Origin of the sequence: Pseudomonas abietaniphila (assembly GCF_039697315.1) — a bacterium.
In the GTDB taxonomy this organism is placed as follows: Bacteria; Pseudomonadota; Gammaproteobacteria; order Pseudomonadales; family Pseudomonadaceae; genus Aquipseudomonas; species Aquipseudomonas abietaniphila_B.
Window position 1 is genome coordinate 72,504 of record NZ_CP155619.1, and the last position, 25,622, is coordinate 98,125.

The window sequence follows — 25,622 nt, forward strand, 5'->3', positions numbered from 1 at the left end:
AACACGAGCGGCGGGTGCTTCTGGAACCCGCTGGGATGGACAAAAGATCCGCGGTCAAACCATGGAACCGATTGAAACCTGAGGGTTTGGGTGAAAAAAGACGTGCTCTCGGATAGGTCCTACAGCCACTTCTCCAATCTCCTCATAACCCTGTCGTTTGTAGAACTCCAGATAATGGTCATTGCCGGTGTCCAGCACGATGCCTTTGGAGTGCTCGTCCACGGCGCACCAGTCATGCAGCGCTTGCAGCAACTGCTCACCGTGGTGTTTGCCCTGAAAATCGGGGTGGATCCCCAGCAGCGGCAGGACATGGACCGCATCGGAAGGCAGGCACGCCAGCACCGCCTGGTAATACTCCAGATACCGTTGAGTACAACGAAGCCCGGTGCTCATCACCATGCGCAACCGCCACGCCCAGCTTTCGGTGATGCCCAGACGCCGTTTCGGCGGCGCGATCAGCGCGACGCCGACCAGACGGTCCTCGACAAACAACCCCAGTGCCGGCATGTCTTGCAGGAAGTGCTGCTTCACCAACTCGCGAACCGTCGCGCGTACTCGATGCTCATAGCCGGACCGGCCGGATTCGAACAAATAACCGAAACTGGGTTCGTGCCGGTACGCCTGGTACAGCAATGATCGAGCTTCTCGGGAGTAACCGCTGTCCAGCTGACGGATGTCCGCAGATGCATGTGCTGATTCAGGCATGTGATCGTGTCCCTTTCGATGACCCGACTCGTTCGGACGGGCTCATGGTATCAAGCGTTCGAGTGGCGGGCCTTGACGACAGTTCCGATGAGTTTCCCAAGCATTTCCCACAGCGTAGCAGCCCGTCGATGAGTGAGATTGCCCTTGAGGCTGGCCGTTGGCAGGCAGGTCAGCTAGCATCGCGGTTTGTTTTTGCCAGGACTGCCGTCTATGAAAATTGTGTCTTTCAACATCAACGGCCTGCGCGCTCGCCCGCATCAGTTGGCGGCGCTGATTGAAAAACACCAGCCTGACGTCATTGGTCTGCAGGAAACCAAGGTCTCGGACGACCAGTTCCCGCAGGCCGAAATCGAAGCGCTGGGCTACCACGTGCACTTCCACGGGCAGAAAGGTCACTACGGCGTTGCCCTGCTCTCACGCCAGGCGCCACTTTCGCTGCATAAAGGCTTTGATACCGACGACGAAGACGCCCAGCGGCGATTTATCTGGGGCACCTTCGCCGACCGCAACGGCCTGCCGGTGACGATCATGAACGGTTACTTCCCGCAGGGCGAAAGCCGGGACCACCCTACCAAGTTCCCGGCCAAGACCAAGTTCTATGCCGACCTTCAGCACTTGCTGGAAACCCGGTTCTCCAACGACCAGGCTCTGGTAGTCATGGGCGACGTCAACATTTCGCCTGAAGACAGCGACATCGGTATCGGTCCGGACAACGCCAAGCGCTGGCTGAAAACCGGCAAGTGCAGCTTCCTTCCGGAAGAGCGCGAGTGGATGGCCAAACTCAAGAACTGGGGGTTGGTGGACAGCTTCCGTCATCTGTACCCGGAAGTGGTCGATCAGTTCAGCTGGTTTGATTACCGCAGCCGCGGCTTCGAAGACGAGCCCAAACGTGGCCTGCGCATCGACTTGATCCTGGCCTCCCATGGCCTGCAGCCGCGCATCCTGGCCGCCGGTGTGGATTACGACCTGCGCGGGATGGAAAAACCTTCCGATCACGCGCCGATCTGGCTTGAATTGAGCTGATACCTGGCGACTGTCCTCCGGCCAGCACCTGCTCCTGAACAGCCACTGGCTAACCCCCGTGGCTGTCATATCGCCGTAACGCATCTGTCTTATTCTCCGGCATCTCTCGACCATAAGAAGATGCCGCACATGCAGCGCGCTCGTTTTTTCTCACACGCCATCGCGGTCTGTCTGCTGTGGGCGCTCTCCTTCGGGGCCCGCGCGGCCGCACTCCCCGCCCCTACGGATGGCACGCCCGCGCTGCGCATTCAGGGCTCCAACACCATCGGCGCGCAACTGGGTCCGGCATTGGTCATCGGGCTGCTCAACCAGCAAGGCGCGCAGGCCATTGAGCAGCAGCCCGGCATCAGACCCAACGAATCGCGCATCGTCGGTCAACTGCCCTCAGGGCAGTCGGTCAGCATCGACATTGCCGCTCACGGCTCAAGCACAGGCTTCGTCGCGCTCAAGAGCGGTCAGGCGGATCTCGCCGCCGCTTCACGCCCCATCAAGGACGCTGAACTCAACGACCTGTCCGGCCTCGGCGATCTACGCAGCCGTGAGGCCGAACAGGTGATTGCCATCGATGGCGTTGCGGTCATCCTGCACCCGGCCAATCCACTGCGCGAACTGAGCACCGCGCAACTGGCGAAAGTCTTCTCGGGCGAGATCCATGACTGGGAGCAACTGGGCAGCACAGGCGGCCCCATTCATGTGTATGCCCGCGATCAGCAATCCGGCACTTTCGATACCTTCAACGAGCTGGTACTGGCGAAATTCGGCAAGACCCTGACCCGTGACACCCAGCGTTTCGAATCCAGCGAAGCGCTGTCCGACGAGGTCAGTCACGACCGGCAGGGGATCGGCTTCATCGGCCTGCCCTATGTCCGGCGGGCCAAGGCAGTGGCGATCAGTGACGGTACGTCGAAGCCTATGCTGCCCAGCATCAGTCTGATCGCGACGGAGGATTACCCGCTGTCGCGCCGTTTGTACTTCTATTTGCCGCCCGACGCCAAACAGCGTTGGGCCAAGGCGCTGGTCCGCTTCGCTCAAAGTCCGCAGGGCCAGTCCATCGTGGCGCAGAACGGTTTTGTCGCGCAGACCGTGCAGGCCGTGAAAGTACGCGCCACCTCGGAAATGCCCGTGGAGTATCAGAACCTGGCCCGTGAAGCCGAACGGCTGTCAGTGAATTTCCGCTTCGCCCAAGGCAGCGCGACACTGGACAACAAGGCTCGCCAAGACCTGAAACGGGTGGCCGACTACCTGAACGTCCACGACCTGCTGAATCAGAAGGTCACGCTGGTAGGGTTTGGGGATGCGAAAAGCGACCCGGCACGGGCCCAGTTACTCTCGAAACTCAGGGCCATGGCGGTGCGCCGGGAATTGCTGAAAAGCGGCGTGATCCCGCGCGATGTGCGCGGTTTCGGCGATGAAATGCCCGTCGCCGCGAACGACGCCGATGAAGGCCGTATCAAGAATCGTCGCGTTGAAGTGTGGGTGGAGTGAAGCGACCCTGCGGCGGGCTGGGCTGAATCACTGCGGGAGCGGATGGATTCTCATGGCGCTGTTAAGAATGCACCGCAGCCTTACCGACAAGGCTGCGAGTGCTCAAGCGCGTCCAATACCACCGCTGCATGAAGCTCAGCGATGCTCGCTGCGCATCAGCTCTTTCGGCACGTACTTGCCGACTTCGTATTTGCCGATGGCTGCGCGGTGCACTTCATCCGGGCCATCGGCCAATCGCAGGGTGCGCTGCATCGCGTACATGTAGGCCAGCGGGAAATCGCCGGAAACCCCTGCGCCGCCGTGGATCTGGATCGCCCGGTCAATGACCCGCAACGCCACGTTCGGCGCGACCACTTTGATCTGCGCGATTTCGCTTTTCGCCACCTTATTGCCGACCGTGTCCATCATGTACGCGGCTTTCAGAGTCAGCAGGCGCGCCATGTCGATTTCCATACGCGAATCGGCAATCTTGTCGATGTTCCCGCCCAATCGCGCCAGGGGTCGGCCGAACGCCGTACGCTGTACCGAGCGCTTGCACATCAGTTCCAGCGCACGCTCCGCCATACCGATCGAACGCATGCAGTGGTGGATCCGGCCAGGGCCAAGACGGCCTTGAGCGATCTCGAAACCACGGCCTTCGCCCAGCAAGACGTTTTCGTAGGGCACGCGTACGTTATCGAACAACACTTCAGCGTGACCGTGGGGCGCGTCGTCGTAGCCAAACACCGGCAACGGCCGCACGATTTTCACGCCGGGCGTGTCGGTAGGGACCAGAATCATCGAATGTTGCTGATGACGCGGTCCGTCAGGGTTGCTCAAGCCCATGAAGATCATGATTTTGCAGCGCGGGTCACAGGCGCCGGACGTCCACCATTTGCGGCCATTGATCACCCACTCATCGCCGTCGCGCTCCGCACGGGCGGCCATGTTGGTGGCATCCGATGAGGCTACGTCGGGCTCGGTCATGGCAAAGGCCGAACGGATTTCGCCGCGCAGCAAAGGCTCCAGCCACTGCTGCTTCTGCGCCTCGCTGGCGTAACGCACCAGCACTTCCATGTTGCCGGTGTCGGGCGCCGAGCAGTTGAACGGCTCAGGCCCCAGCAGAGAACGGCCCATGATTTCCGCCAGCGGAGCGTATTCCAGGTTGGTCAGGCCGGCGCCGAGTTCCGATTCGGGCAGAAACAGGTTCCACAACCCCTCGGCTTTGGCCCGCGCCTTGAGTTCCTCCATGATCGCCGTCGGTTGCCAACGATCCCCTTCTGCCACCTGCCGCTCAAACACGGGCTCGGCCGGGTACACGTAAGCGTCCATGAACGCGGTCACACGCTCGCGCAGTTCCTGGACCTTGGGGGAGTAAGCGAAATCCATGGGCAGCTACCTTCTGATGAGGTGGTTTCAAGTCATGGGACGATGCTAGAACAGGCCTTTCCATTTATCTAACCTATTCTCGGCGTGTATTAACATTCATAACCGATATATGATCAGGCCAGTTCCTGAACGACAGTACCAAGTCAGGCCGGACCCCAGCCCTAATAACAAAAGCAGCGTGAGGCGCACAGCAATGAACCTGAGCAAGGTCGATCTCAATCTCTTTATTGTCTTTGACGCCATCTATACGGAAGCCAACCTGACCCGCGCCGGTCAGATCGTCGGCATCACCCAGCCTGCGGTCTCAAACGCCCTGGCCCGTCTGCGGGAAACCTTCAATGATCCGCTGTTCGTCCGCACGGCCCAAGGCATGGTGCCCACGCCGATGGCCCAGAACATCATCGGCCCGGTGCGTAACGCACTCTCGTTGTTGCGCGTCTCGGTGCAGGAAAGCCGAATCTTCAACCCGCTCCAGGCCAACAAAAACTACCGCATCAGCATGACCGACCTGACCGAGGCCATTATTTTGCCGGCGCTGTTTCAACGGCTCCGCCGACTCGCGCCGGCAGTGACGATCGAAAGCTTCCTGTCCAAACGCAGGGAAACCACCAAAGAACTGGCCGCTGGCAGGCTTGATTTTGCGGTGGACGCGCCGCTCAACACCGATCCCCAGGTGCGGCACGTCAAACTCATGGAAGACAACTACGTGTGCGCCATGCGCCGAGGCCATCCGCTGGCCAATAAAGCCGCCATCAGCCTGGATGACTATTTGTCAGTGGCCCACATTCACATCTCCAGCCGCCGCAGCGGCTTGGGCTACGTGGACCTGGCGCTGGGTAAAATGGGCATTCAACGCAAAATCGCCCTGCGCTCGCAGCACTACCTGATGGCGTCACAAGTGTTGCAGCAGACCGACATGGTCATGACCGTCCCGGAACGTTTCGCGCGCCGCAACGACCTGCATTTCGTGTACCTGCCGGTCAACGATGTCCCCACCGTGGAGACGCACCTGTACTGGCACGAAAGCACCGATCAGGATCCGGCGAACCGCTGGATGCGCGAGCAGATCATTGAGCTTTGCCAACTGGTCACGGCTCAGGAACGCAAACTTGAGAAAGAACTTGAAGAAGCGGTTAAGTAATAAATATCAAATGGTTATGGCAATGTATTAATCCTTAATCGAGGTGAATGACGGTGGGAACCGCCTTGTTGGCGAGAGCGTCGTGTCAGCGATATCAACGTTCGTGACCTGACGCCTGTGCCAGCAAGTCGGCTGCCACCGCTCGAATGGCGAAGCTGATGCCGGCTTGACGTTTACGTCAAGGTCGCCGTACGTTAGCTCGACGCCTTTCTCGCACGAGCCCTTCCATGAGTAATCCGACTTACAGTATTTCCGACCTCGCACGCGAGCTGGACATCACCACGCGCACCATCCGCTTTTACGAAGAGCAAGGCATGCTATGTCCCGAGCGTCGTGGTCTGGAGCGTGTCTATTCGGCCCGGGACAAAGTCACACTCAAGCTGATCCTGCGCGGCAAGCGCATCGGCTTCTCGCTGGCTGAGTGTCGGGATCTGATCGGACTGTACGACCCGACCGGCGACAATCAGAAGCAACTCACCACGATGCTGGTGAAGATTGCGGAGCGCCGCGCACAGCTCGATCAACAGCTGCTGGACATCCAGCAAATGCAGCTGGAGCTCGACACCGCAGAAGAACGCTGCAGGGCGGCCCTCAGCAATTCTCTTTGAAAACGGCCGTTTAAATGCACTACCTGGAAATTGTTGAAGAAGGAATGCCTGTCATGCCCCTCCCGCAACGCGTACGTTTGGTGGAAGTCGGCCCTCGGGACGGCTTGCAGAATGAAGCCCGTCCGATCGACGTCGCCGACAAGATCCGCCTGGTGGATGACTTGACCCACGCCGGTCTTGGCTACATCGAGGTCGGCAGCTTCGTCTCGCCCAAATGGGTGCCACAAATGGCAGGGTCGGCAGAAGTCTTCGCCGGCATCCAGCGAAAGGACGGTGTCACCTATGCCGCCCTCGCGCCGAACCTTCGCGGCTTTGAAGACGCATTGACCGCCGGGGTCAAGGAGGTCGCGGTGTTCGCCGCCGCCTCGGAATCGTTTTCCCAACGCAACATCAATTGCTCGATCAGCGAGAGCCTCGATCGCTTCCTGCCGATCATGGAGGCCGCCCGCCTACACGGCATCCAGGTGCGCGGGTACGTGTCCTGTGTGCTGGGCTGCCCGTATGAAGGCGTCGTTTCACCTAAACAGGTGGCGGCGGTGGCCAATGAACTGTTCGCCATGGGCTGTTACGAAGTGTCACTCGGCGACACCATCGGCACGGGCACGCCAGGCGCCACCCGGGAATTGTTCAATGAAGTGGCCGGCCAGATACCGCGCAGCAAACTGGCCGGGCACTTCCACGACACCTACGGTCAGGCGTTGGCCAACATCTATGCGGGCCTCATGGAAGGCATTCAGGTGTTCGACAGCTCGGTCGCTGGCCTGGGCGGCTGCCCCTATGCCAAAGGGGCCACGGGCAATGTCGCGACTGAAGATGTGCTCTACATGCTGATGGGCCTGGGGATCGAGACCGGTGTGGATCTGGACGCGTTGATTGCCGCCGGGCAACGCATCAGCGACGTGCTCGGCCGCGCCAATGGCTCGCGGGTGGCAAAAGCGCGTTTGTCGGGCTGATGTGCGACAACTTGTCACACAGTGTTACCCTCACCGGCATTGGGACACAGAAACGGGTAACACGGAAACACTGAGTGACGATTGTCATGACCCGCTGTTTTCAAGCTTTTCTGCGAAGCCCCGGTTTCCGGGCCCTCCGCAAATTTCGGAAAAGTTGGCATGGCTTCTGCTATGTCTTACGTACAACAAAAATAACAAATCGCAGCAAACCAATAAAAACAAGACGTAACGGCTCTGACATAACAAGAACAACACGGACAGAGGCGTAGCTAACTGATTTTTTTGGAGTGGATCGCTTTGTGAGGCTTTGTCCTCTCGACCGTACAGAGAACAATAAAACTACCTTCAGGTAGCGACCGAACGGGTTGAATCGCAAGATCGAAGCAATATCAGCGCTCAAAAAAATACGTTTGCTCTTGATCCCGCATGGGGGTCGCTCAAAAAAGCAAAAAAGGTCTGGCCACCAAAAACAACAACAGGCCGCCTAAAAACAAAAAAGAGCATGCAACTGAACTTGGAGGGGAGCCTAGGCTCCCCTTCGTGCTGTCTGGGGTTTCAATCCCCTGCTCTCCCTGCCTGCCCCGACCTCGGTGTCCCGCCAACCCCCGAACCTCGTCACCACCTCGTTGACATCCGCCTGCTCACAGGTTTACGTTAACGTAAAGGTGATACTGAATATTGCCATCCGATAGCCCCTCCAAAAACAACAAGGGAACGCAGGCTCATGAATTACCCCACGCTCAATTTCGGCCTCGGCGAGACGCTGGACATGCTGCGCGATCAGGTGCAGGCATTCGTTGCCGCAGAACTCTCGCCTCGTGCCGCCCAGATCGACAAAGACAACCTGTTTCCGGCCGACATGTGGCGCAAGTTCGGTGAGATGGGCTTGTTGGGCATTACCGTTGATGAACAATACGGCGGCGCCGGACTGGGTTATTTAGCCCACGTGATTGCCATGGAAGAAATCAGCCGGGGCTCTGCGTCCGTCGCACTCTCCTACGGCGCGCATTCCAATCTGTGCGTCAACCAGATCAATCGCAACGGCAATCCCGAACAGAAAGCCCGCTATCTCCCCAGACTGATCAGCGGCGAACACATCGGCGCCCTGGCGATGAGCGAGCCCAACGCCGGTTCCGACGTCGTGTCGATGAAGCTGCGTGCCGACAAACGCGGCGATCGCTTCGTGCTCAACGGCAGCAAGACCTGGATCACCAACGGCCCTGATGCCAACACGTACGTAATCTATGCCAAGACCGACCTTGAGAAAGGTGCGCATGGCATCAGCGCCTTTATCGTCGAGCGCGACTGGAAAGGTTTTTCCCGCGGCAACAAGTTCGACAAATTGGGCATGCGCGGTTCGAACACCTGCGAGCTGTTCTTCGACGACGTGGAAGTTCCGGAAGAAAACCTTCTGGGTGCGCTGAACGGTGGCGTCAAGGTGCTCATGAGCGGGCTGGATTACGAGCGCGTCGTGCTCTCCGGCGGTCCGACCGGGATCATGCAGGCGTGCATGGACGTGGTGCTGCCTTACATCCACGACCGCAAGCAGTTCGGCCAGAGCATCGGCGAATTCCAGCTGATTCAGGGCAAGGTTGCCGACATGTACACCCAGCTCAACGCCAGCCGCGCGTACCTGTATGCCGTGGCCCAGGCGTGTGAACGCGGGGAAACCACACGCAAGGACGCTGCCGGGGTGATTCTCTACAGCGCGGAACGTGCCACACAGATGGCGCTGGACACCATTCAGATCCTTGGGGGTAACGGCTACATCAACGAATTCCCCGCCGGACGCCTGCTGCGTGACGCCAAGCTGTACGAAATCGGCGCCGGGACCAGCGAAATCCGGCGGATGCTCATCGGTCGCGAATTGTTCAACGAAACCCGCTGACAGCGCCGGAGGCAGCATGGCAATCCTGCACACCCGCATCAATCCGCGCTCGGCTGAGTTTTCCGCTAACCGCACCAGCCTGCAAAAACAGGTCGACGATTTGCGCCAGTTGCTGGCGCAGGTCCGGGAAGGCGGTGGCGCCAAAGCGCAAGAGCGCCACACCTCACGGGGCAAGCTGTTACCCCGCGACCGCATCGACCGATTGCTGGACACCGGCTCAGCGTTTCTTGAAATCAGCCAGCTGGCCGCGCACGACGTTTACGGTGAGGACGTGCCTTGCGCAGGCGTGATCGCTGGCATTGGCCGGGTCGAGGGCGTCGAGTGCATGATCATCGCCAACGACGCGACGGTCAAAGGCGGCTCGTATTACCCGCTGACGGTCAAGAAACACCTGCGCGCCCAAGCCATCGCGCAGCAGAACCGCTTGCCCTGCATTTATCTGGTCGATTCCGGTGGCGCCAACTTGCCGCGTCAGGACGAAGTGTTTCCGGACCGGGAGCATTTCGGCCGCATCTTTTTCAATCAGGCCAACATGAGTGCCCAGGGCATCCCGCAGATCGCGGTGGTCATGGGCTCTTGTACGGCGGGCGGCGCCTACGTGCCCGCGATGGCCGACGAGGCCATCATGGTCCGTCAACAGGCGACCATTTTTCTGGCAGGTCCGCCGCTGGTGAAAGCGGCCACCGGCGAGGTGGTCAGCGCCGAAGACCTGGGCGGTGCCGACGTGCACTGCAAGGTCTCCGGCGTCGCCGATCACTATGCCGACAGCGATGAACACGCCCTTGAGCTGGCACGTCGCAGCGTCGCTCACCTCAATTGGCGCAAACAGGGCGAACTGCAACGGCAAACGCCACTGGCGCCCCTTTACGCCAGTGACGAACTGTACGGCGTGATTTCAGCCGATCCCAAGCAGCCATTCGACGTGCGCGAAGTGATCGCCAGACTGGTCGACGGCTCGGTGTTCAATGAGTTCAAGGCGCTGTTCGGCACGACACTGGTCTGTGGTTTTGCACACCTGAACGGCTACCCGATCGCGATTCTCGCCAACAACGGCATTCTGTTCGCCGAAGCGGCGCAGAAAGGCGCGCACTTCATTGAACTGGCCTGCCAGCGCGGCATTCCCCTGCTTTTCCTGCAGAACATCACCGGGTTCATGGTCGGCCAGAAGTACGAAGCGGGCGGCATCGCCAAGCACGGGGCCAAGCTGGTCACGGCCGTGGCGTGCGCCAAAGTACCCAAGTTCACCGTCATCATTGGCGGCAGCTTCGGCGCCGGTAACTACGGCATGTGCGGTCGCGCCTATGACCCCCGCTTCCTGTGGATGTGGCCCAACGCGCGCATCGGCGTCATGGGTGGCGAACAGGCGGCGGGCGTGCTGGTGCAGGTCAAGCGAGAGCAGGCGGAGCGCAGCGGCCAGACGTTCACCGCCGAGCAGGAAGCCGAGTTGAAACAACCGATCCTTGACCAGTACGAACATCAGGGTCACCCCTACTACTCCAGCGCCCGGTTGTGGGACGACGGCGTGATCGATCCGGCGCAAACCCGCGACATTCTTGCCCTGGCGATCAGTGCCGCGCTCAACGCCCCCATCGAGGCGACACGCTTCGGCGTGTTCCGCATGTGACCGAGGATGACGCCTTCCATGAACGTCAATGATTTCGACACGCTTGAACTGGATTTCGACCCGCGCGGTTTCGCCACGCTGTGGCTCAATCGGCCGGAAAAGAACAATGCCTTCAACGCCCAGATGATTCGCGAGCTGATCATCGCGCTCGACCGTGTTCAGGGCGATGCCCGCTTGCGTTTTCTGGTGCTGCGGGCGCGGGGCAAGCACTTCAGCGCCGGGGCCGACCTGGCCTGGATGCAGGAATCCGCGAACCTGGACTACAACACCAACCTGGGGGACGCCCGCGAACTTGGCGAGCTGATGTACAACCTCGCCAAGCTGAAATTGCCTTCACTGGCCGTGGTGCAAGGCGCCGCCTACGGCGGTGCCCTGGGCCTGATCAGTTGCTGTGACATGGCAATCGGTGCCGACGACGCGCAATTCTGCCTGTCGGAAGTGAAAATCGGCCTGGCGCCTGCGGTGATCAGCCCGTTCGTGATTCAAGCCATCGGTGAACGCCACGCCCGCCGCTACGCACTCACCGCCGAACGTTTCAACGGCACACGCGCGCGCGAGATCGGGTTGCTCGCCGAGTCTTACCCCGCGTCAGAACTGGAACAGCAGGTTCAGCACTGGATCGACAACCTGCTGCTCAACAGCCCGCAGGCCATGCGCGTGAGCAAGGATCTGCTGCGCGAAGTCGGCCATGGCGAACTGTCGACCGCATTGCGCCGGTACTGTGAAAACGCTATCGCCAGAATCCGGGTCAGCCCGGAAGGCCAGGAAGGTTTGCGAGCCTTCCTGCAAAAACGCGATCCCGCCTGGCGCGATGACAACAATAAGAACGGAGAGTCACGCTGATGGACGCGATTAAAACCATCGCTTTAACCTCGGTGCTTGTCGCCAACCGGGGCGAAATCGCCTGCCGGATCATGCGCACCGCCCACGCGTTGGGCTTGACCACGGTGGCGGTTCACAGCGCGATCGATTGCGATGCCCGGCATGTGCGTGAAGCCGACGTCGCCGTGAATCTGGGCGGCAGCAAAGCCGCAGACAGTTACCTGCAGATCGACGCGTTGATTGCCGCCGCCCAAAGCAGCGGCGCTCAGGCGATTCATCCCGGTTATGGATTTCTCTCGGAAAACGCCGGATTTGCTCGCGCTGTCGAGCAAGCCGGCCTGGTGTTTCTGGGACCGCCTGCCTCTGCCATCGATGCCATGGGCAGTAAATCGGCGGCTAAATCGCTGATGGAAGCCGCGGGCGTTCCCCTCGTCCCCGGTTACCACGGCGAAGCGCAGGACGCTGCAACCTTCCGCGAAGCAGCCGCGCGCATCGGTTATCCGGTGCTCCTCAAAGCCACCGCAGGGGGCGGCGGTAAGGGCATGAAGGTTGTGGAGCGCGACGAAGACCTGGCCGAAGCGTTGGCGTCCGCGCAACGAGAAGCACAATCGTCGTTTGGCGACTCGCGCATGCTGGTGGAGAAATACGTGCTCCAGCCTCGCCATGTCGAAATCCAGGTGTTTGCCGATCAGCACGGTCATTGCCTGTACCTCAACGAACGGGACTGCTCGATCCAGCGTCGCCATCAAAAGGTGGTCGAAGAAGCGCCAGCACCCGGTCTTGGCCCGGCACTCCGTCGCGCGATGGGGGAAGCCGCCGTGCGGGCCGCGCAAGCCATCGGTTATGTCGGGGCCGGCACAGTGGAATTCCTGCTCGACGCCCGTGGCGAGTTCTTCTTCATGGAAATGAATACCCGCTTGCAGGTCGAGCACCCGGTGACCGAAGCCATCACGGGGCTGGACCTGGTCGCGTGGCAGATCCGCGTTGCCCAAGGCGAGCCGCTGCCCATGACGCAGGATCAGGTGCCGTTGAACGGGCATGCAATTGAGGTGCGGCTGTACGCCGAAGACCCGGCCAACGACTTTCTTCCGGCCACCGGCACGCTGACGTTGTATCGGGAATCGACGCCAGGTCCGGGACGCCGTGTCGACAGCGGCGTCAGCGAAGGCGATGACGTCTCGCCCTTCTACGATCCGATGCTGGGCAAATTGATTGCCTGGGGAGAGGACCGGGAACAGGCGCGCTTGCGGCTGTTGTCGATGCTTGACGAGTTTGCCGTCGGCGGGGTGCGGACCAATCTGGCGTTTCTGCGCCGGATCATTGCGCATCCGGCCTTTGCCGACGCTGAACTGGACACTGGCTTCATTCCTCGCTATCAGGCCAACCTGCTGCCACCGTCAGAGGCATTGTCGGACGCGTTCTGGCAAACCGCCGCGATTGCATGGCACCTCAGCACGCCGGCCAGGGTGCGCCATGACGATCCGCATTCGCCTTGGTCGGGGGCAAACGGCCTGCGTCTGGGGCTGCCCAGCGCGGTGGTCCTGCACCTGAGTTGCGCCGCAGAACACCGCGTGATTCGCCTGAAGGGCGATGACACGTCCACTGTTCAGTGGCTCGGCGAGCAGCTCGTCAGCGAGCACCATGGCGTGCGGCGCCAAACACGTGCGATGCGTCGCGCAGACACGCTGTACCTCAGTTGGCAAGGCGAGTTGCACGCGATCAGACGCTACGATCCAATCGCAGCCGTGGAGGCCAGCCACACCCATCAAGGCGGGCTGACCGCCCCCATGAATGGCAGCATCGTTCGGGTCTTGGTTGAGCTGGGTCAGGCGGTCGAGGCCGGGACACCTCTGGTCGTGCTGGAAGCCATGAAGATGGAACACAGCATCCGCGCGAGCGCGGCCGGAACGGTGTCGGCGTTGTACTGCACCGAGGGTGAAATGGTCAGCGAAGGGACGGTGCTGGTTGAGTTGAACGAGTTGAGCGCTGCCAAGGCGTCTTGACGTCCGTTGGGGATGGCCCCCGAATGCAAAATGCCAGTGGGAGCACATGCTTTGGCTCCCACCGGCATTAGTGTTTCATCACGACAGCAGCGCGGGCACCTGACCCGCGCCACCCTGCTTCCTTAAGCCGCGACTTCAAACAGCTTCGGCAACTCCACTTCCCCGCTGATCAGACTCTGACGCATCCGCGCCGCCTGCAACGCCGCTGCTTTCATCGCGGCCTCCTTGACGTGACCATATCCGCGAATACGCTCAGGCAGACGCGCCAGGCTCAACGCGGTGTGGCGATTCCCGGCATTCAAATGCGCCAGGATCAGTTCAACGTCGCTCACATAATGGTCGATCAATTCGCGCTCTTGACGACGCTCCAGGCTGCGCCCGAACGGATCAAACGCGGTGCCGCGCAGGAATTTGAACGTCGCCAGCACCTCGAATGCTTTCAGCATCCAGGGCCCGAAGCTGCGCTTGCGCGGCGCGCCGCTGTTGGGATCACGTTTGGCGAGCCACGACGGCGCCAGATGAAACTCCAGTCGGTAGTCGCCTTCGAATTGCGCCTGCAATTGCCGCGTGAACTCGCCATTGCTGTAAAGCCGCGCGACTTCGTACTCGTCTTTATAGGCCAACAGTTTGAAGTAATTGAACGCCACGGCTTCGGTCAGAACAGATGGCTCACCCGGGAACAACCGCGCTTCGGTGTCACGAACCTTATTGACCAACGCCAGATAGCGCTCACTGTAGGCCCGGTTCTGATAGTCGCCCAAGGTTTTGGCGTTATTGGCCAGACGCTCGTCCAGACTCAAGGCTTCTGGCGCCTGAGCCGGCACAGCGTCCGGGTTGGCGGCCGACTGCACCGCGGGCAGATCGAATGCGGCACGACGGCCCCACAGGAATGCCTGCTGGTTCAAATTGACCGCCACGCCGTTCAGCTCGATGGCTTTTTCAATGGCTGCTGAGGTCAACGGAATCAAACCAAGCTGAAAGGCGTACCCCAGCATGAACAGGTTGCTGGCGATGCTGTCGCCCATCAGTTTGGTGGCCAGATCCGTCGCCTGAACGAAATGGGTTTTCTCTGCGCCCACGGCCTCGATGATGGTCTGCATCATCGCCTCGGCCGGAAATTCGGCGTCCGGGTTGCGGGTGAATTCAGCCGTTGGCGTCTGCTGGCTGTTGACCACCGCGTAGGACTTGGCGCTGTTGAGCTTGGCAATCGCATCAGGTCCCGACGACACCAGCAAATCGCAACCCAGCAGCAGATTGGCTTCACCGGCGGCGATACGCACGGCGAACAGGTCTTCCTGCCGCGCGGCGATACGGATATGGCTCACCACAGGCCCGAACTTCTGCGCCAGGCCAGCCTGGTCCAGCACGCTGCAGCCCTTGCCTTCCAGGTTGGCCGCGTAGCCGAGCATCGCGCCCACGGTGGTGACGCCCGTGCCGCCGACACCCGGCAGCAGGATGTTGAAGGGCTGATCGAGGCTCGGCAGCGTCGGCTCAGGGAGCTCGGCAAACGCCTGCGCCTGCTTGGGCAGCTGCGGTTTGCGCAACTTGCCTCCGTGGACCGTCACGAAGCTTGGGCAAAAGCCTTCTACACAGCTGAAATCCTTGTTACAGGCGCTCTGATCGATCTCGCGCTTGCGCCCTTCAGCGGTTTCCTTCGGCAGAATCGACAGACAGCCTGATTTCGCGCCGCAATCGCCACAGCCTTCGCAGACGGCAGGGTTGATGATGGCGCGCTTGTCCAGGTCCAGCATCGTGCCGCGCTTACGGCGGCGGCGTTTCTCGGTCGCGCAGGTCTGGTCGTAAATAATCACCGAGACCCCTTTGAACTCGCGCAACTCTCGCTGCACGCTGTCCAGGTCACGGCGATGGTGGAAGGTGGTGATTGGTGCGAACTGCTCACGGCTCGGGTATTTGTCCGGATCATCCGACACCAGCGCAATCCGCTGCACGCCTTCGTTGAACACTTGACGGCTGAGCTGATCGACGCGCAAAACGCCATCGATTGGTTGACCGCCGGTCATGGCCACGGCGTCGTTGTAGAGAATCTTGTAGGTGATGTTGACCTTGGAAGCCACCGCAGCGCGCAGTGCCAGGTGCCCCGAATGAAAATAGGTGCCATCGCCCAGGTTCTGGAACACGTGCGGGGTTTCAGTGAAAGGGGCCTGACCGATCCACGTTACGCCCTCACCGCCCATCTGGGTAAAGGTGTCGGTTTCACGGTCCATCCAGATGGTCATGTAATGGCAGCCAATGCCTGCCAGCGCGCGGCTGCCTTCAGGCACCTTGGTGGAGGTGTTGTGCGGGCAACCTGAGCAGAAATGTGGCGTGCGCTGGGTCTTGAACAGCGGCGCGGCCAACGCCTTTTCCTTGTCTTGCAGAAATTGCAGACGCGCTTCGATTTTCGGGCTGCTGTAGATCGGCGCGAGCCGTTTGGCAATGACGCGGGCGATCATCGCGGGCGTCAATTCAGCCAGGTTTGGCAGCAACGAGCGGCCTTCTTCGTCGAACTCGCCCACCACACGCGGCCGCTGATCCACCGGCCAGTTGTATAACTGCCCGGTCAATTGGTCTTCGATCACGCTGCGTTTTTCTTCGACGACCAGGATCTCGTCGAGCCCTTCGGCGAAATCGTGTACCGAAACCGGCTCCAGCGGCCAGCTCATGCCGACCTTGAGCACCCGAATGCCCACCGACGCACACAGTGCCTCGTCGATGCCCAGCTCTTCCAGGGCCTGACGAACGTCCAGGTAGGATTTGCCCGTGGTGATGATGCCCAGACGCGGCTGCGGCGAGTCAATGACCACTTTGTTGAGCTGGTTGGCGCGGGCGAAGGCGCGGGCTGCATAGATCTTGTAGGTGTTCAGGCGTGCTTCCTGCGCCAGCGGCGGATCTGGCCAGCGAATGTGCAAACCGTCTTTGGGCAACTGGAAATCATCGGGGATGCGGGTCTGAATGCGCAGAGGATCGACTTCCACCACAGCGGAAGAATCGACGTTTTCGGCAATGGTTTTCATCGCTACCCAGCACCCGCTGTAGCGCGAAAGCTCCCAGCCGATGATGCCGTAATCGAGGATTTCCTGAACGTTGCTGGGGTTGAGCACCGGAATCATCGAGGCGATAAACGCATGCTCGCTCTGATGCGCGATGGTCGACGATTTGCAACCGTGGTCGTCACCCGCGAGGATCAACACCCCGCCCTTTTCGGCGACCCCGGCCGAGTTACCGTGCTTGAACACGTCACCACACCGGTCGACACCTGGCCCCTTGCCGTACCAGAGCGCGAACACGCCGTCGTACTTGCCATGGGGAAACAGATTGACCTGCTGACTGCCCCAGACCGCTGTGGCGGCCAGTTCTTCGTTGACGCCGGGCTGGAAGTGAATGGCGTTCTGCTGGAGATAGTCTTTCGCGTCCCACAGACTTTTATCCAGATTCCCCAGTGGCGAACCGCGGTATCCGGAAATGAACCCTGCGGTGTTCAGGCCACGGGCTTCATCCCGTTGCTTTTGCAGCATGGGCAGACGGGTTAACGCCTGGGTTCCGGTCAAGTACAGATTGCCGGTTGCGAGTCGGTACTTATCATCCAGACGAATATCAGCCAAAGACATTCAGGCACTCCTTTGTTTTTATTTAGTGCGTTTTGAATGTGGCGAGCAACGGCATCAGCGGCCTCGTGAGCCAAGGGCTGGCTGCTCGGTCGCCAGGACGGTTCAACCCGGCGCTCACAGGCCAAATACTGCCTGTGCCGCGCAGGCTTTTTCTTTCTAAATGGGCTGAAATCTGCTCATATCCTGCATGCCTGTTTCATTTAAAGAATAAAAAAGGGTCAATTCATGCAGGTCAAGCTCAGCCCCATCGATCGCAAAATTCTTCGCCTGTTGCAACACAATGCTGACCTCTCCGCCGCCGAGATCGCCGAGCGGGTGGAATTGTCGCAATCGCCGTGTTGGCGCCGGATCAACCGTCTGGAGGAGGAAGGCGTCATCGAGCGCAAGGTCGCCCTGCTCAACCCGGCCAAACTCGGGTTGACGATGACGGTGTTCGTCGACGTGAAATTATCCGGGCATGGCCGGCGTTATCTGACGGAGTTCGAAGAGGCAATCATCGGCTACCCCGAGGTGCTGGAGTGCTACACGATGGCGGGCGACATGGACTTCATGCTCAAGGTGGTGGTGCAAGACATCGCCAGCTACGAGCGTTTTCTGCGAGACCACCTGTTACAGAGCCCACACGTTCAGGAAGCGCACTCGAACATCGCCATGAGCGTGGTCAAGCGCACGACCGAGTTGCCGATTGATTAGGGAAGTTGCAGCAGCACGGAAAAATTTCGCCAGAATGCGAAATAACATTTGACGTGCAAATGATAATGATTATTATTGAGCGCAACCGGTCGCGAGACCGGTCGGTAACCCAGAAGCCTTAGGTCGGCTTCCGGATTATCTCCTCATCAGGCTAATCACGGTTTTTGACCCGGCTTTTTGCCGGGTCTTTTTTTTCTTGCCCTTTAAGGGTCTGGTTCGGTCGGGTGTTGCTGCGTCTTCAGGCTAATGAAGAAGGTGTCCCGTGCTTCGGAACTTGGTGATGGCGCGCATGATACCAAACCAGAATGAGCGTAGAACCCTTTGTGCTGTCAAATCCGACACAATTGGTAAAAAACCATCAATCAGCCGTTTAATATTGAGAATGAATCTCAGAAGCACTAACATCGAGCGGCATCACGGATGATGCCCCCACTCCTTCCTTAAAGGACGACACGGATGATCCGCGAGTGAACATGCCATGACGAATCAGCTCACTTCCCTGTTCTCTTTTTCAACGCAGCAACCCGACGAGCCTCTCAGCCAGCAAACGGACGGATACCGCCGTCGCATCCAGAAGCTGCCACGCAGGACTCAACAAGTCTTCCTGCTCAGCCGACTCGACCAGATGAGCTACGCCGATATCGCTCAGCTACTCGAAGTCGAGGTCAAGGCCGTCGAACGTTGCATGGTCCGCCTTCTGGAACAATGCAGCGATGGGCCCACACACCTGCAGGCAGCTAACACCATTAATTTGCAAGCGCACCGCTGGTATGTTCATTTGCAAAGCCCTCAGGCCACGGCGAGTCAGCGTATCGAGTTCCGTCACTGGCTCGATGCCGATGCAGGTCACCTGCGTGCCTTCCAGGAAACCGAACGCCTCTGGTGCCGCCTCGAAGCCCCGGCAGCCATTCTGGGCGCCAATGGCTGGCATCGTCGCAAACGCCGGGTCTACCTGGGATGGCTGTTGTTGACCGCCTTTTTGTGCAGCGTCCTGGTGACGGCCGAAGCATTTACCTGAACGCTGGCGTCTGCCGCGCATGGCCCAAAGACAAAACAATCTGTCGCGGTGCGCGCACCTGATCCGTGTAAAGTACCTGTCATAACAGCCCAGCGTGGCCGTCCGGCTTGCCCGCGACCGCCGCCCGATGGCCTCGATTTGGCATTTACGTACGCAGGACTTCTCCGTGACTCAGACCGCCCTTTCCATCACCTCTGATTTCGACAGCGGCAACATTGTCGTGCTCGACGCCAGCCACCCACAGAACGTGCAGCTGGCTATCCGCCCGGACACCCACAGCCCGCACTTTCAGTGGTTCCACTTCAAGGTTGATGGCATGCAGCCTGGGCAGCCACACGCTTTCAGCCTGAGTAATGCCAGCGAGTCCAGTTACAACCGTGCCTGGACCGGCTATAACGCCGCAGCGTCCTATGACCAGAAAACCTGGTTCCGCGTGCCCAGCCACTTTGACGGCAAGGCGCTGAACTTCAGCCTGTCGCCGGAACAGCCGCAGATCTGGTTCGCCTATTTCGAACCCTACAGCCGTGAACGGCATGACTGGCTGATCGATCAAGCGCTGAACAAGGCCGGTACCGAATTGCTGGCCACCGGCAAAAGCGTCGAAGGCCGTGACATCCCACTGCTGCGCAAAGGCGACGGCGCTGAGGGCAAGCGCAAGATCTGGATCATCGCGCAGCAACATCCCGGCGAGCACATGGCCGAATGGTTCATGGAAGGCGTGATCGAGCGCCTGCAAGAGAACGATGACGAGCTGCAAGCGCTCCTCGCCGCTGCCGACCTCTATCTGGTGCCGCACATGAACCCGGACGGTTCGTTCCACGGTCACCTGCGCACCAACGCACAAGGCAAGGACCTCAATCGTGCCTGGCAGGACTCCACGCCGGAGTTGAGCCCCGAGGTGTTCTTCGTCAAGGAGCAGATGGAGAAGTACGGCGTGGACATGTTTCTCGACGTGCACGGCGACGAGGAAATCCCTTACGTCTTCACGGCGGCGTGCGAAGGCAACCCTGGATACACCGACAAGCAAAAGGAACTGGAAGCCGACTTCCGCGCCCGTTTGAGCGGCCTGACCCGGGATTTTCAGACTCGCTACGGCTACCCGAAAGCGGCACCGGGCCAGGCCAATATGAATCTGGCCTGCAACAGTGTCGGCGAGCGTTACAAATGCCTGGCACTGACCCTGGAAATGCCGTTCAAGGATAACGACGACGCGCCGGACGCGCTCACCGGCTGGTCGGGCAAGCGCTCCATGCAACTGGCGCGCGATGTCCTGACGACGCTGGGGCAGATGGTGTCGGTGCTGCGTTGATCGATATTTAAAACCCGCTCGGCCGTTTCAGCGCCGATGGACTGCAGCGTGTGCGGTGAGTCAATGACGATGGATGTCAGGACTCACCGCATCCACGTCTGCTATTTGCCCCGCAGCATGCTGTCCAGCACCTCGTCCCTTCTGACCCAGCCGTGAAACAGTGCCGCCGCCAGGTGCATGAGAATGGTCAGGAAAAACAGATACGCCAGATACCGATGGGCCTTGCGCAAGAAGGCGAAAGTTTCCGCGTGGGCGGCGACAATCGACGGCAGGCGCACTGAACTGCTGAGCATCACCGGATCCCCTGCCGCCGAAATCATCGCCCAGCCAATCAACGGCATCGCCAGCATCAGGGCGTACAGAAGATAGTGCGAGAGCTTGGCCGCGAGTGCCTGCCAACCGGGTAGATCTACAGGCAACGGCGGCGTCTGTGTACTGAAGCGCACGATCAAGCGCACGATGACCAGCACCAGGATCGCGATGCCCAGCGGTTTGTGCAGATTCAACAGCCATTCGTGCCGCTCAGAGACTGAGGCGACCATGCCTGCGCCAATGAACAGCATTGCGATGACCATCAACGCCATCAACCAGTGAAGCGCGCGGGCCAGGGGCGCGAAATGTGCAGTGGGCGTACTCATGGCTGTTTCTCCTGTGCAGGCGCGGCTTTCAACTGATCGACTTCACTGGTGCGACGCATGTACGAAGACGCGTACGCTGCCGAGCGTGCTGCCAGCAAGGGGTCGTCGGACCCTTCTATGCCGCTGGGCAAGATCAGTGGATCGAAGTTGATGTCCCGGCAGTTGCCATCGAGTTGAGAGCTGTCGCCGTCAATGACCAGCGTCCCCGCGTTCACGGTCTTGTGATCGCCTGTCCAGGCTTTGGAGGCGTCGTTGGTCGGGTCTTGAGCGTTAGCCAGCGTCAACATCAGGTTCCAGCGTTGAGGACCGCTCGCCAGTTTCTGGCTCAGGTCCTGTTGCAGATAGTCTTTGGCATCCGGCGCGGGTGCATCGCCCTTGGCTTCCGGCACCAGGCTCCAGCGCACCGCTTGACGCTTGCCAGCGGCATCGACCAGCACGAACGCGTTCACGCTGTTATAGGTCTCGGTCACAAAGCTCGCTGACGGTTTTGCGGTCTTGACCCACGCAAGGAAGGGTTGGGCCTCGGGGTGAGCGGCGAAAAATGCCGGAGGCTTCGCGGGATCCGGCTTGCCGGTCTTGGGATCGGGCGAAGTGGCTTTCAGCAGATCGACAAAGGCCTCAGGCGTGCCCACCGGAAACACCGGCATGCTGTTCATGCCGGTACGCCATTGCTGGCCGTCGGGCTGCGTGAACTGAACGGCAAAACTGCGGATAGGGGCTGCGCTGTCCGGCGAATAGGGGTTGCCGGTGGGCAGCGCCAAACGGCCGATCACCGGCGTGCGACCACTGGCGAAGACCTGCGCTCTGGACAGCGAGGCCGCTGCACCATTGCTTTCAAAGTAACCCGCTACGCAAATCCCTTTTGGGTGGTTGCGGCGATAGCCCGGGTGTACGCCATTGCTCTGTTCGAACACGTTAACCACGCGGGCCGGGGTCAGGCGCTGGGGGTCCAGGCTGCCATTGACGTAGGCAAACGCGCCAGCGGCAATCAACACCACAAGGCCGATACCGGCCATGCGCACGAGCTTATCGGCATTGCTCAACGGTGGTTTACGCGGATACGGTGGCTCACGGTCAATCATCAATCACACTCCGGGCCTTGGGCCTCTATCAAACATACACATGGACAAGCGGTACGGTCCGACGCGTCTGGCGCAGGTTTATTCCACAGAACAATATTTATTTTTCAGGCAGTGGAATAACCTGCACTGGCATGCGTCTGTCTGGTCACACGATCTGAAACGATCCCGCTGATCGACCTGGAAGCCCCCATGAACGATGTCGACGATCAATTACGAGAGTTACTGCCGCGAATGCGTCGATTTGCGGTGTCGCTGACCCGTGATTACAGCAGCGCTGATGATCTGGTGCAGTCGACCCTGGAAAAGGCCCTGTCGGCCTGGTCCACCAAACGACAAGAAGGTGACCTGCGCGCCTGGCTGTTCTCTATTCTTTATAGGCAATTTCTGGACGCTCATCGACGTTCGCGTCGATACAGCCGCATGCTTGAACTGTTCACCGGTGGGAAAGAAGATCACTTCGAACCTTCCGTTGAACGTACGGTTGTGGCGCAGACCACGTTGCAGGCGTTCGAACGTCTGACGACCGAACAACGCGCCCTGCTGCTCTGGGTGTCGGTCGAGGGTCTGAGTTACAACGAAGTGGCGGCCATTCTCGATGTCCCCGTGGGGACCGTCATGTCCCGTTTGTCTCGCGCGCGTCAGGCTTTGCGCTTGCTCAGCGAAGGCGAAATCACCACCCCTGCCTTGCGGATACTGAAATGATTACCTTGCCTCCCAGCGAACGTGACGTGCACGCCTACGTCGACGGTCAGCTCAACGACGCCGACCAACAGACCATGGAAACCTATCTGGCGGCCAACCCTGAGCTGGCAAAACAGGTGCTGGCCTGGCAACTCGACGTGCAGAACCTACGCGCCGGCCTCAGCGGCGACTTGCACCGCCCCATGAACCCTGAGCTGGACCCTGCGTATGTTCGCCAGCGCCTGCGCCGTAACCGCACCCGTCATTTCGCAACCGCTGCGGTGTTGCTGATTGCCGTCAGTATCGGTGGCCTGAGTGGCTGGCAAGCACGCGAGATGACCCTCGCCAGCGGCGCACCACCGATGGCCGACGCCGTCCAGGCCTACCGGATGTTCGCGGTCAACGACAACATGGCCAGCGACTGGAACACCGGCAAACCGAACAACGTGCAAGTATGGCTGGACAAGAACTTCGCCCAGGCCAATCGCCTGCCAGACTTGGAATCCGCCGGGTTCAAACCGGTCAGCGGGCGTTTGACCAGCACCGAACAGGGCGCAGCGGCCATGGTGGTGTACAAGGATGAGCAAGGGCGCACGCTGAGCTTCTACATCCGGCCACCGGCCGAGCGCAACCATCTGCTGCCGCGCGGCACCCGCCGTGACGGCGAATTACAGGCCGATTACTGGTCAGGCGGTGGTTACAACTACGCCGTGGTCGGCCCCGCAGACGACCCGGCAGCGCAGGCGGCACGGCAAGCGTTGAAGCAGCCCATTTGAGACATGACGGAACTGGACGTTGTGGTTGCTCGCGAATGCGGTGGGTCAGGGACATCAATGGTGAATGACGCGCCGCATTCGCTGCCCTCGTAACCTCGGACGTCTCCTACAGGGATCGAGTCAACGCGCACATCGAGCGGCAGTCCATCTGTAGGAGTGAGTTTGGTCTGGGCGGCATTCCGACGAATGCGGTGGGTCAGGGACATCAATGGTGAATGACACGCCGCATTCGCTGCCCTCGTAACCTCGGACGTCTCCTACAGGGATCGAGTCAACGCGCACATCGAGCGGCATTCCATCTGTAGGAGCGAGCTTGGTCTGGGCGGCATTCCGACGAATGCGGTGGGTCAGGGACATCAATGGTGAATGACACGCCGCATTCGCTGCCCTCGTAACCTCGGACGTCTCCTACAAGGATCGAGTCAACGCGCACAAGCACGGTGACACACACAGGGTTCAGGTTCAGCCAGCCTCGGTTATCAGCCTCTCAACCTGCCCGGATCGCTCTGCAGCAACACCTTGTCCTGAATGTTGGACAGCGTGTCTTTCAGCCAGGAAACCCCGCGCCCCAACTTCGCCTGCGTGTCCTGCTGCAGTGCCTGGCTCAGCGTGCCGAGCAAATTCTGAGTTTTCGAGGATTTGAGCGGTGTGGTCTTGTCCTCTTCCAGATGACCCAGCACGTATCTGGAGATGCGCGTGGACTGGCTCGCCGACTGGCTGATCGACGCGTTAACCAATGCACCCTTTTCATACCCGATGCTGGTCTTGCTGCTCGCCTGATCATTGATCTGGAAATACTGGTAATTCTGCGAGTTCGGGTCAGTCGTCAGGTCCAGCTTCTGGCCCGGGTTCAAGGGTTTGTGGTAACTGGCGACCAGGTGCGATTGCTGGTCCTGCACGAGGGTGCGGTTCAGCTGATCACGGCCTTTGGACTGTGTCGACTGCGACACGTCATACGCGAAAGAATCCAGCTCGCCAGGACGCGCCGGGTTGCCTTCTCTGCTTTTCTCGGTCACCGATGCGCTGAAATCGGCAAGGCCGGTCAGCAGGCTATGGTCGGTTTCAGTCAGCTTGATCGAATTGACAGTCTCGGGTGCCGTCGCCGCGCGAGCCTCGGGATAGTGGCTGTGCAGCGTCTTGAAGGCGTCCTCGAACATCGACAGCAATTGCTGATCGCCGTCGCCGCGTTTGCGCGCCGCTTCGATCTGGTTCATGTAACCCTTGAGTGCTTTGGCCTGCTGATTGCTGTCGCCGAGAATCGCCGCGTTCTTAAGGTCCACGGACATGTTCAGATCGCCTGCCGCGCCGCTCATGCGCACCGATCGCCCGTCGGCGTCGGCGTGCAGCTCCAGGGTCTGCGTGCTGTCATCATTAAGCTTCAGGCGCGTGCTCAGATCGACCGAGGCAAATACGTTCGAGTCGAACTGGGTCAGGGCGTCGAGTTTGAGGGTTGGCGGGTTTTGAGTCAGGCCGTCGATGGCGGATTGAAAACCGTCAGCCATCTTGCCCAACGCCGCGAGCTCATCACTGCTGAGCTCACCACCATTCACCTGAGCCTGCACCGCCAGCCCGTTGTCCTGACTGGTCAAGGTCAGCTGCACGGTTTTCCCACTGGCGGTTTTCAGCGTCAGGCTGATCGAATTGTCCGCCGCCGTGCTGTGCAGTTTTGCCTGCGCCGCCTCCAGTGCAGCAGGCTCGAGCGCCTGGCCGGTGGTCGATCGGATGACTGACTGGGAAATGCTCTTGTTGGTCTGCGCCAGCTGGTTCAACAGCGATGCGCCCAGACCCTGGAAACGACTGGCACTGGAGGAACTGCCGAAATTGCCCGTCATGTTCAGCGAGACATTGTCCTGCTGCGTGTACTCCCAGGCAGGCGCAACGTCTGGGTCGGCAATCAGGCCACGTGCGGTATAGGTCTGTGCATCGATAACGCTGGCGTCTTGCCCCAGCGACACGACCGATGAAGGGGAAGACGGAACGGTTATCGAGTCCGCCACAGTGCTGATGGCCTGTGTATTGGTCACCGCTTTGGCAACCACCAGCGGCTGCGTGGCCGAAACCGAAGAAATCGCTGTCATGGCAGCTCCATGCTCAAGTGGGTCGTAGTTTCCTACACCTTGTGTCGGCTGCTCCAATTGTAACTTTAGCGATACAAAGCAGAGCGCCCTTACGGCGCCCTGCCCTTATACCTTCTGCC

20 protein-coding genes are annotated in these 25,622 nt (G+C 60.1%); 14 read left to right on the forward strand and 6 right to left on the reverse strand.

Features of this window, described 5'->3' with window-relative positions:
• Positions 1–54 precede the first annotated feature (54 nt).
• Entirely contained in the window at positions 55–705 is a 651-nt protein-coding gene (locus ABDX87_RS00270; protein WP_346831026.1) for a GNAT family N-acetyltransferase, read from the reverse strand.
• A gap of 210 nt (positions 706–915) precedes the next feature.
• On the opposite strand from ABDX87_RS00270, the gene xthA reads away from it, so the two are divergent.
• On the forward strand, positions 916–1,728 hold the full coding sequence (xthA, locus tag ABDX87_RS00275; RefSeq protein ID WP_346831027.1) for an exodeoxyribonuclease III: 813 nt from the start codon (positions 916–918) through the stop codon (positions 1,726–1,728).
• Between the two features lie 120 nt (positions 1,729–1,848).
• A complete protein-coding gene (locus ABDX87_RS00280; protein ID WP_431061193.1) occupies positions 1,849–3,213 on the forward strand; it encodes a substrate-binding domain-containing protein in 1,365 nt (454 codons plus the stop codon).
• Positions 3,214–3,348: 135 nt separating this feature from the next.
• Here ABDX87_RS00280 and ABDX87_RS00285 read toward each other — a convergent pair whose 3' ends face one another.
• A complete protein-coding gene (locus ABDX87_RS00285) occupies positions 3,349–4,581 on the reverse strand; it encodes an acyl-CoA dehydrogenase (protein WP_346831029.1) in 1,233 nt (410 codons plus the stop codon).
• 193 nt (positions 4,582–4,774) lie between these two features.
• Here ABDX87_RS00285 and ABDX87_RS00290 point away from each other — a divergent pair, with 193 nt between their 5' ends.
• The 7 genes from ABDX87_RS00290 to ABDX87_RS00325 all read left to right on the forward strand — a co-directional run bounded on the left by ABDX87_RS00290 (position 4,775) and on the right by ABDX87_RS00325 (position 13,620).
• On the forward strand, positions 4,775–5,722 hold the full coding sequence (locus ABDX87_RS00290; protein WP_346831030.1) for a LysR family transcriptional regulator: 948 nt from the start codon (positions 4,775–4,777) through the stop codon (positions 5,720–5,722).
• A gap of 227 nt (positions 5,723–5,949) precedes the next feature.
• Positions 5,950–6,330, forward strand: a complete 381-nt coding sequence (locus ABDX87_RS00295) for a MerR family transcriptional regulator (RefSeq protein ID WP_346831031.1) — start codon at positions 5,950–5,952, stop codon at positions 6,328–6,330.
• 53 nt (positions 6,331–6,383) lie between these two features.
• Positions 6,384–7,283: a hydroxymethylglutaryl-CoA lyase gene (locus ABDX87_RS00300; protein WP_346831032.1), complete on the forward strand. Its 900-nt coding sequence runs from the start codon at positions 6,384–6,386 to the stop codon at positions 7,281–7,283.
• 724 nt (positions 7,284–8,007) lie between these two features.
• On the forward strand, positions 8,008–9,171 hold the full coding sequence (locus ABDX87_RS00310) for an isovaleryl-CoA dehydrogenase (protein ID WP_346831033.1): 1,164 nt from the start codon (positions 8,008–8,010) through the stop codon (positions 9,169–9,171).
• Positions 9,172–9,187: 16 nt separating this feature from the next.
• Positions 9,188–10,795 (forward strand): carboxyl transferase domain-containing protein, encoded by a 1,608-nt coding sequence (locus ABDX87_RS00315; RefSeq protein WP_346831034.1) that lies wholly within the window; start codon positions 9,188–9,190, stop codon positions 10,793–10,795.
• Between the two features lie 18 nt (positions 10,796–10,813).
• Entirely contained in the window at positions 10,814–11,638 is an 825-nt protein-coding gene (locus ABDX87_RS00320; protein ID WP_346831035.1) for a gamma-carboxygeranoyl-CoA hydratase, read from the forward strand.
• Entirely contained in the window at positions 11,638–13,620 is a 1,983-nt protein-coding gene (locus ABDX87_RS00325; RefSeq protein ID WP_346831036.1) for an acetyl/propionyl/methylcrotonyl-CoA carboxylase subunit alpha, read from the forward strand. The genes ABDX87_RS00320 and ABDX87_RS00325 overlap by 1 nt, the downstream gene beginning before the upstream one ends.
• A gap of 122 nt (positions 13,621–13,742) precedes the next feature.
• On the opposite strand, the gene ABDX87_RS00330 is transcribed toward ABDX87_RS00325, so the two are convergent.
• The gene (locus tag ABDX87_RS00330; protein ID WP_346831037.1) at positions 13,743–17,228 is read right to left on the reverse strand and encodes an indolepyruvate ferredoxin oxidoreductase family protein; all 3,486 of its coding nucleotides are present in this window, start codon (positions 17,226–17,228) and stop codon (positions 13,743–13,745) included.
• A gap of 225 nt (positions 17,229–17,453) precedes the next feature.
• On the opposite strand from ABDX87_RS00330, the gene ABDX87_RS00335 reads away from it, so the two are divergent.
• From ABDX87_RS00335 to ABDX87_RS00345, 3 genes are all read left to right on the forward strand, one after another.
• Positions 17,454–17,921 (forward strand): Lrp/AsnC family transcriptional regulator, encoded by a 468-nt coding sequence (locus ABDX87_RS00335; protein ID WP_346831038.1) that lies wholly within the window; start codon positions 17,454–17,456, stop codon positions 17,919–17,921.
• Positions 17,922–18,399: 478 nt separating this feature from the next.
• Positions 18,400–18,939, forward strand: coding sequence for a sigma factor-like helix-turn-helix DNA-binding protein (locus tag ABDX87_RS00340; RefSeq protein WP_346831039.1), 540 nt, complete (start codon positions 18,400–18,402; stop codon positions 18,937–18,939).
• A gap of 127 nt (positions 18,940–19,066) precedes the next feature.
• Positions 19,067–20,248 (forward strand): M14 family metallopeptidase, encoded by a 1,182-nt coding sequence (locus tag ABDX87_RS00345; RefSeq protein ID WP_431061194.1) that lies wholly within the window; start codon positions 19,067–19,069, stop codon positions 20,246–20,248.
• 101 nt (positions 20,249–20,349) lie between these two features.
• Here ABDX87_RS00345 and ABDX87_RS00350 read toward each other — a convergent pair whose 3' ends face one another.
• Entirely contained in the window at positions 20,350–20,886 is a 537-nt protein-coding gene (locus ABDX87_RS00350) for a cytochrome b (RefSeq protein WP_346831041.1), read from the reverse strand.
• Complete coding sequence (locus tag ABDX87_RS00355; protein ID WP_346831042.1) at positions 20,883–21,968, reverse strand: catalase family peroxidase; 1,086 nt, start codon at positions 21,966–21,968, stop codon at positions 20,883–20,885. The genes ABDX87_RS00350 and ABDX87_RS00355 overlap by 4 nt, the downstream gene beginning before the upstream one ends.
• A 189-nt stretch (positions 21,969–22,157) precedes the next feature.
• Here ABDX87_RS00355 and ABDX87_RS00360 point away from each other — a divergent pair, with 189 nt between their 5' ends.
• Complete coding sequence (locus tag ABDX87_RS00360) at positions 22,158–22,670, forward strand: sigma-70 family RNA polymerase sigma factor (protein ID WP_346831043.1); 513 nt, start codon at positions 22,158–22,160, stop codon at positions 22,668–22,670.
• Positions 22,667–23,425, forward strand: coding sequence for an anti-sigma factor family protein (locus ABDX87_RS00365; protein ID WP_346831044.1), 759 nt, complete (start codon positions 22,667–22,669; stop codon positions 23,423–23,425). The genes ABDX87_RS00360 and ABDX87_RS00365 overlap by 4 nt, the downstream gene beginning before the upstream one ends.
• Positions 23,426–23,904: 479 nt before the next feature.
• Here the strand turns inward: ABDX87_RS00365 and ABDX87_RS00370 are convergent, their stop codons facing one another.
• Positions 23,905–25,503: a lactate dehydrogenase gene (locus ABDX87_RS00370; RefSeq protein WP_346831045.1), complete on the reverse strand. Its 1,599-nt coding sequence runs from the start codon at positions 25,501–25,503 to the stop codon at positions 23,905–23,907.
• Positions 25,504–25,622: the final 119 nt, after the last annotated feature.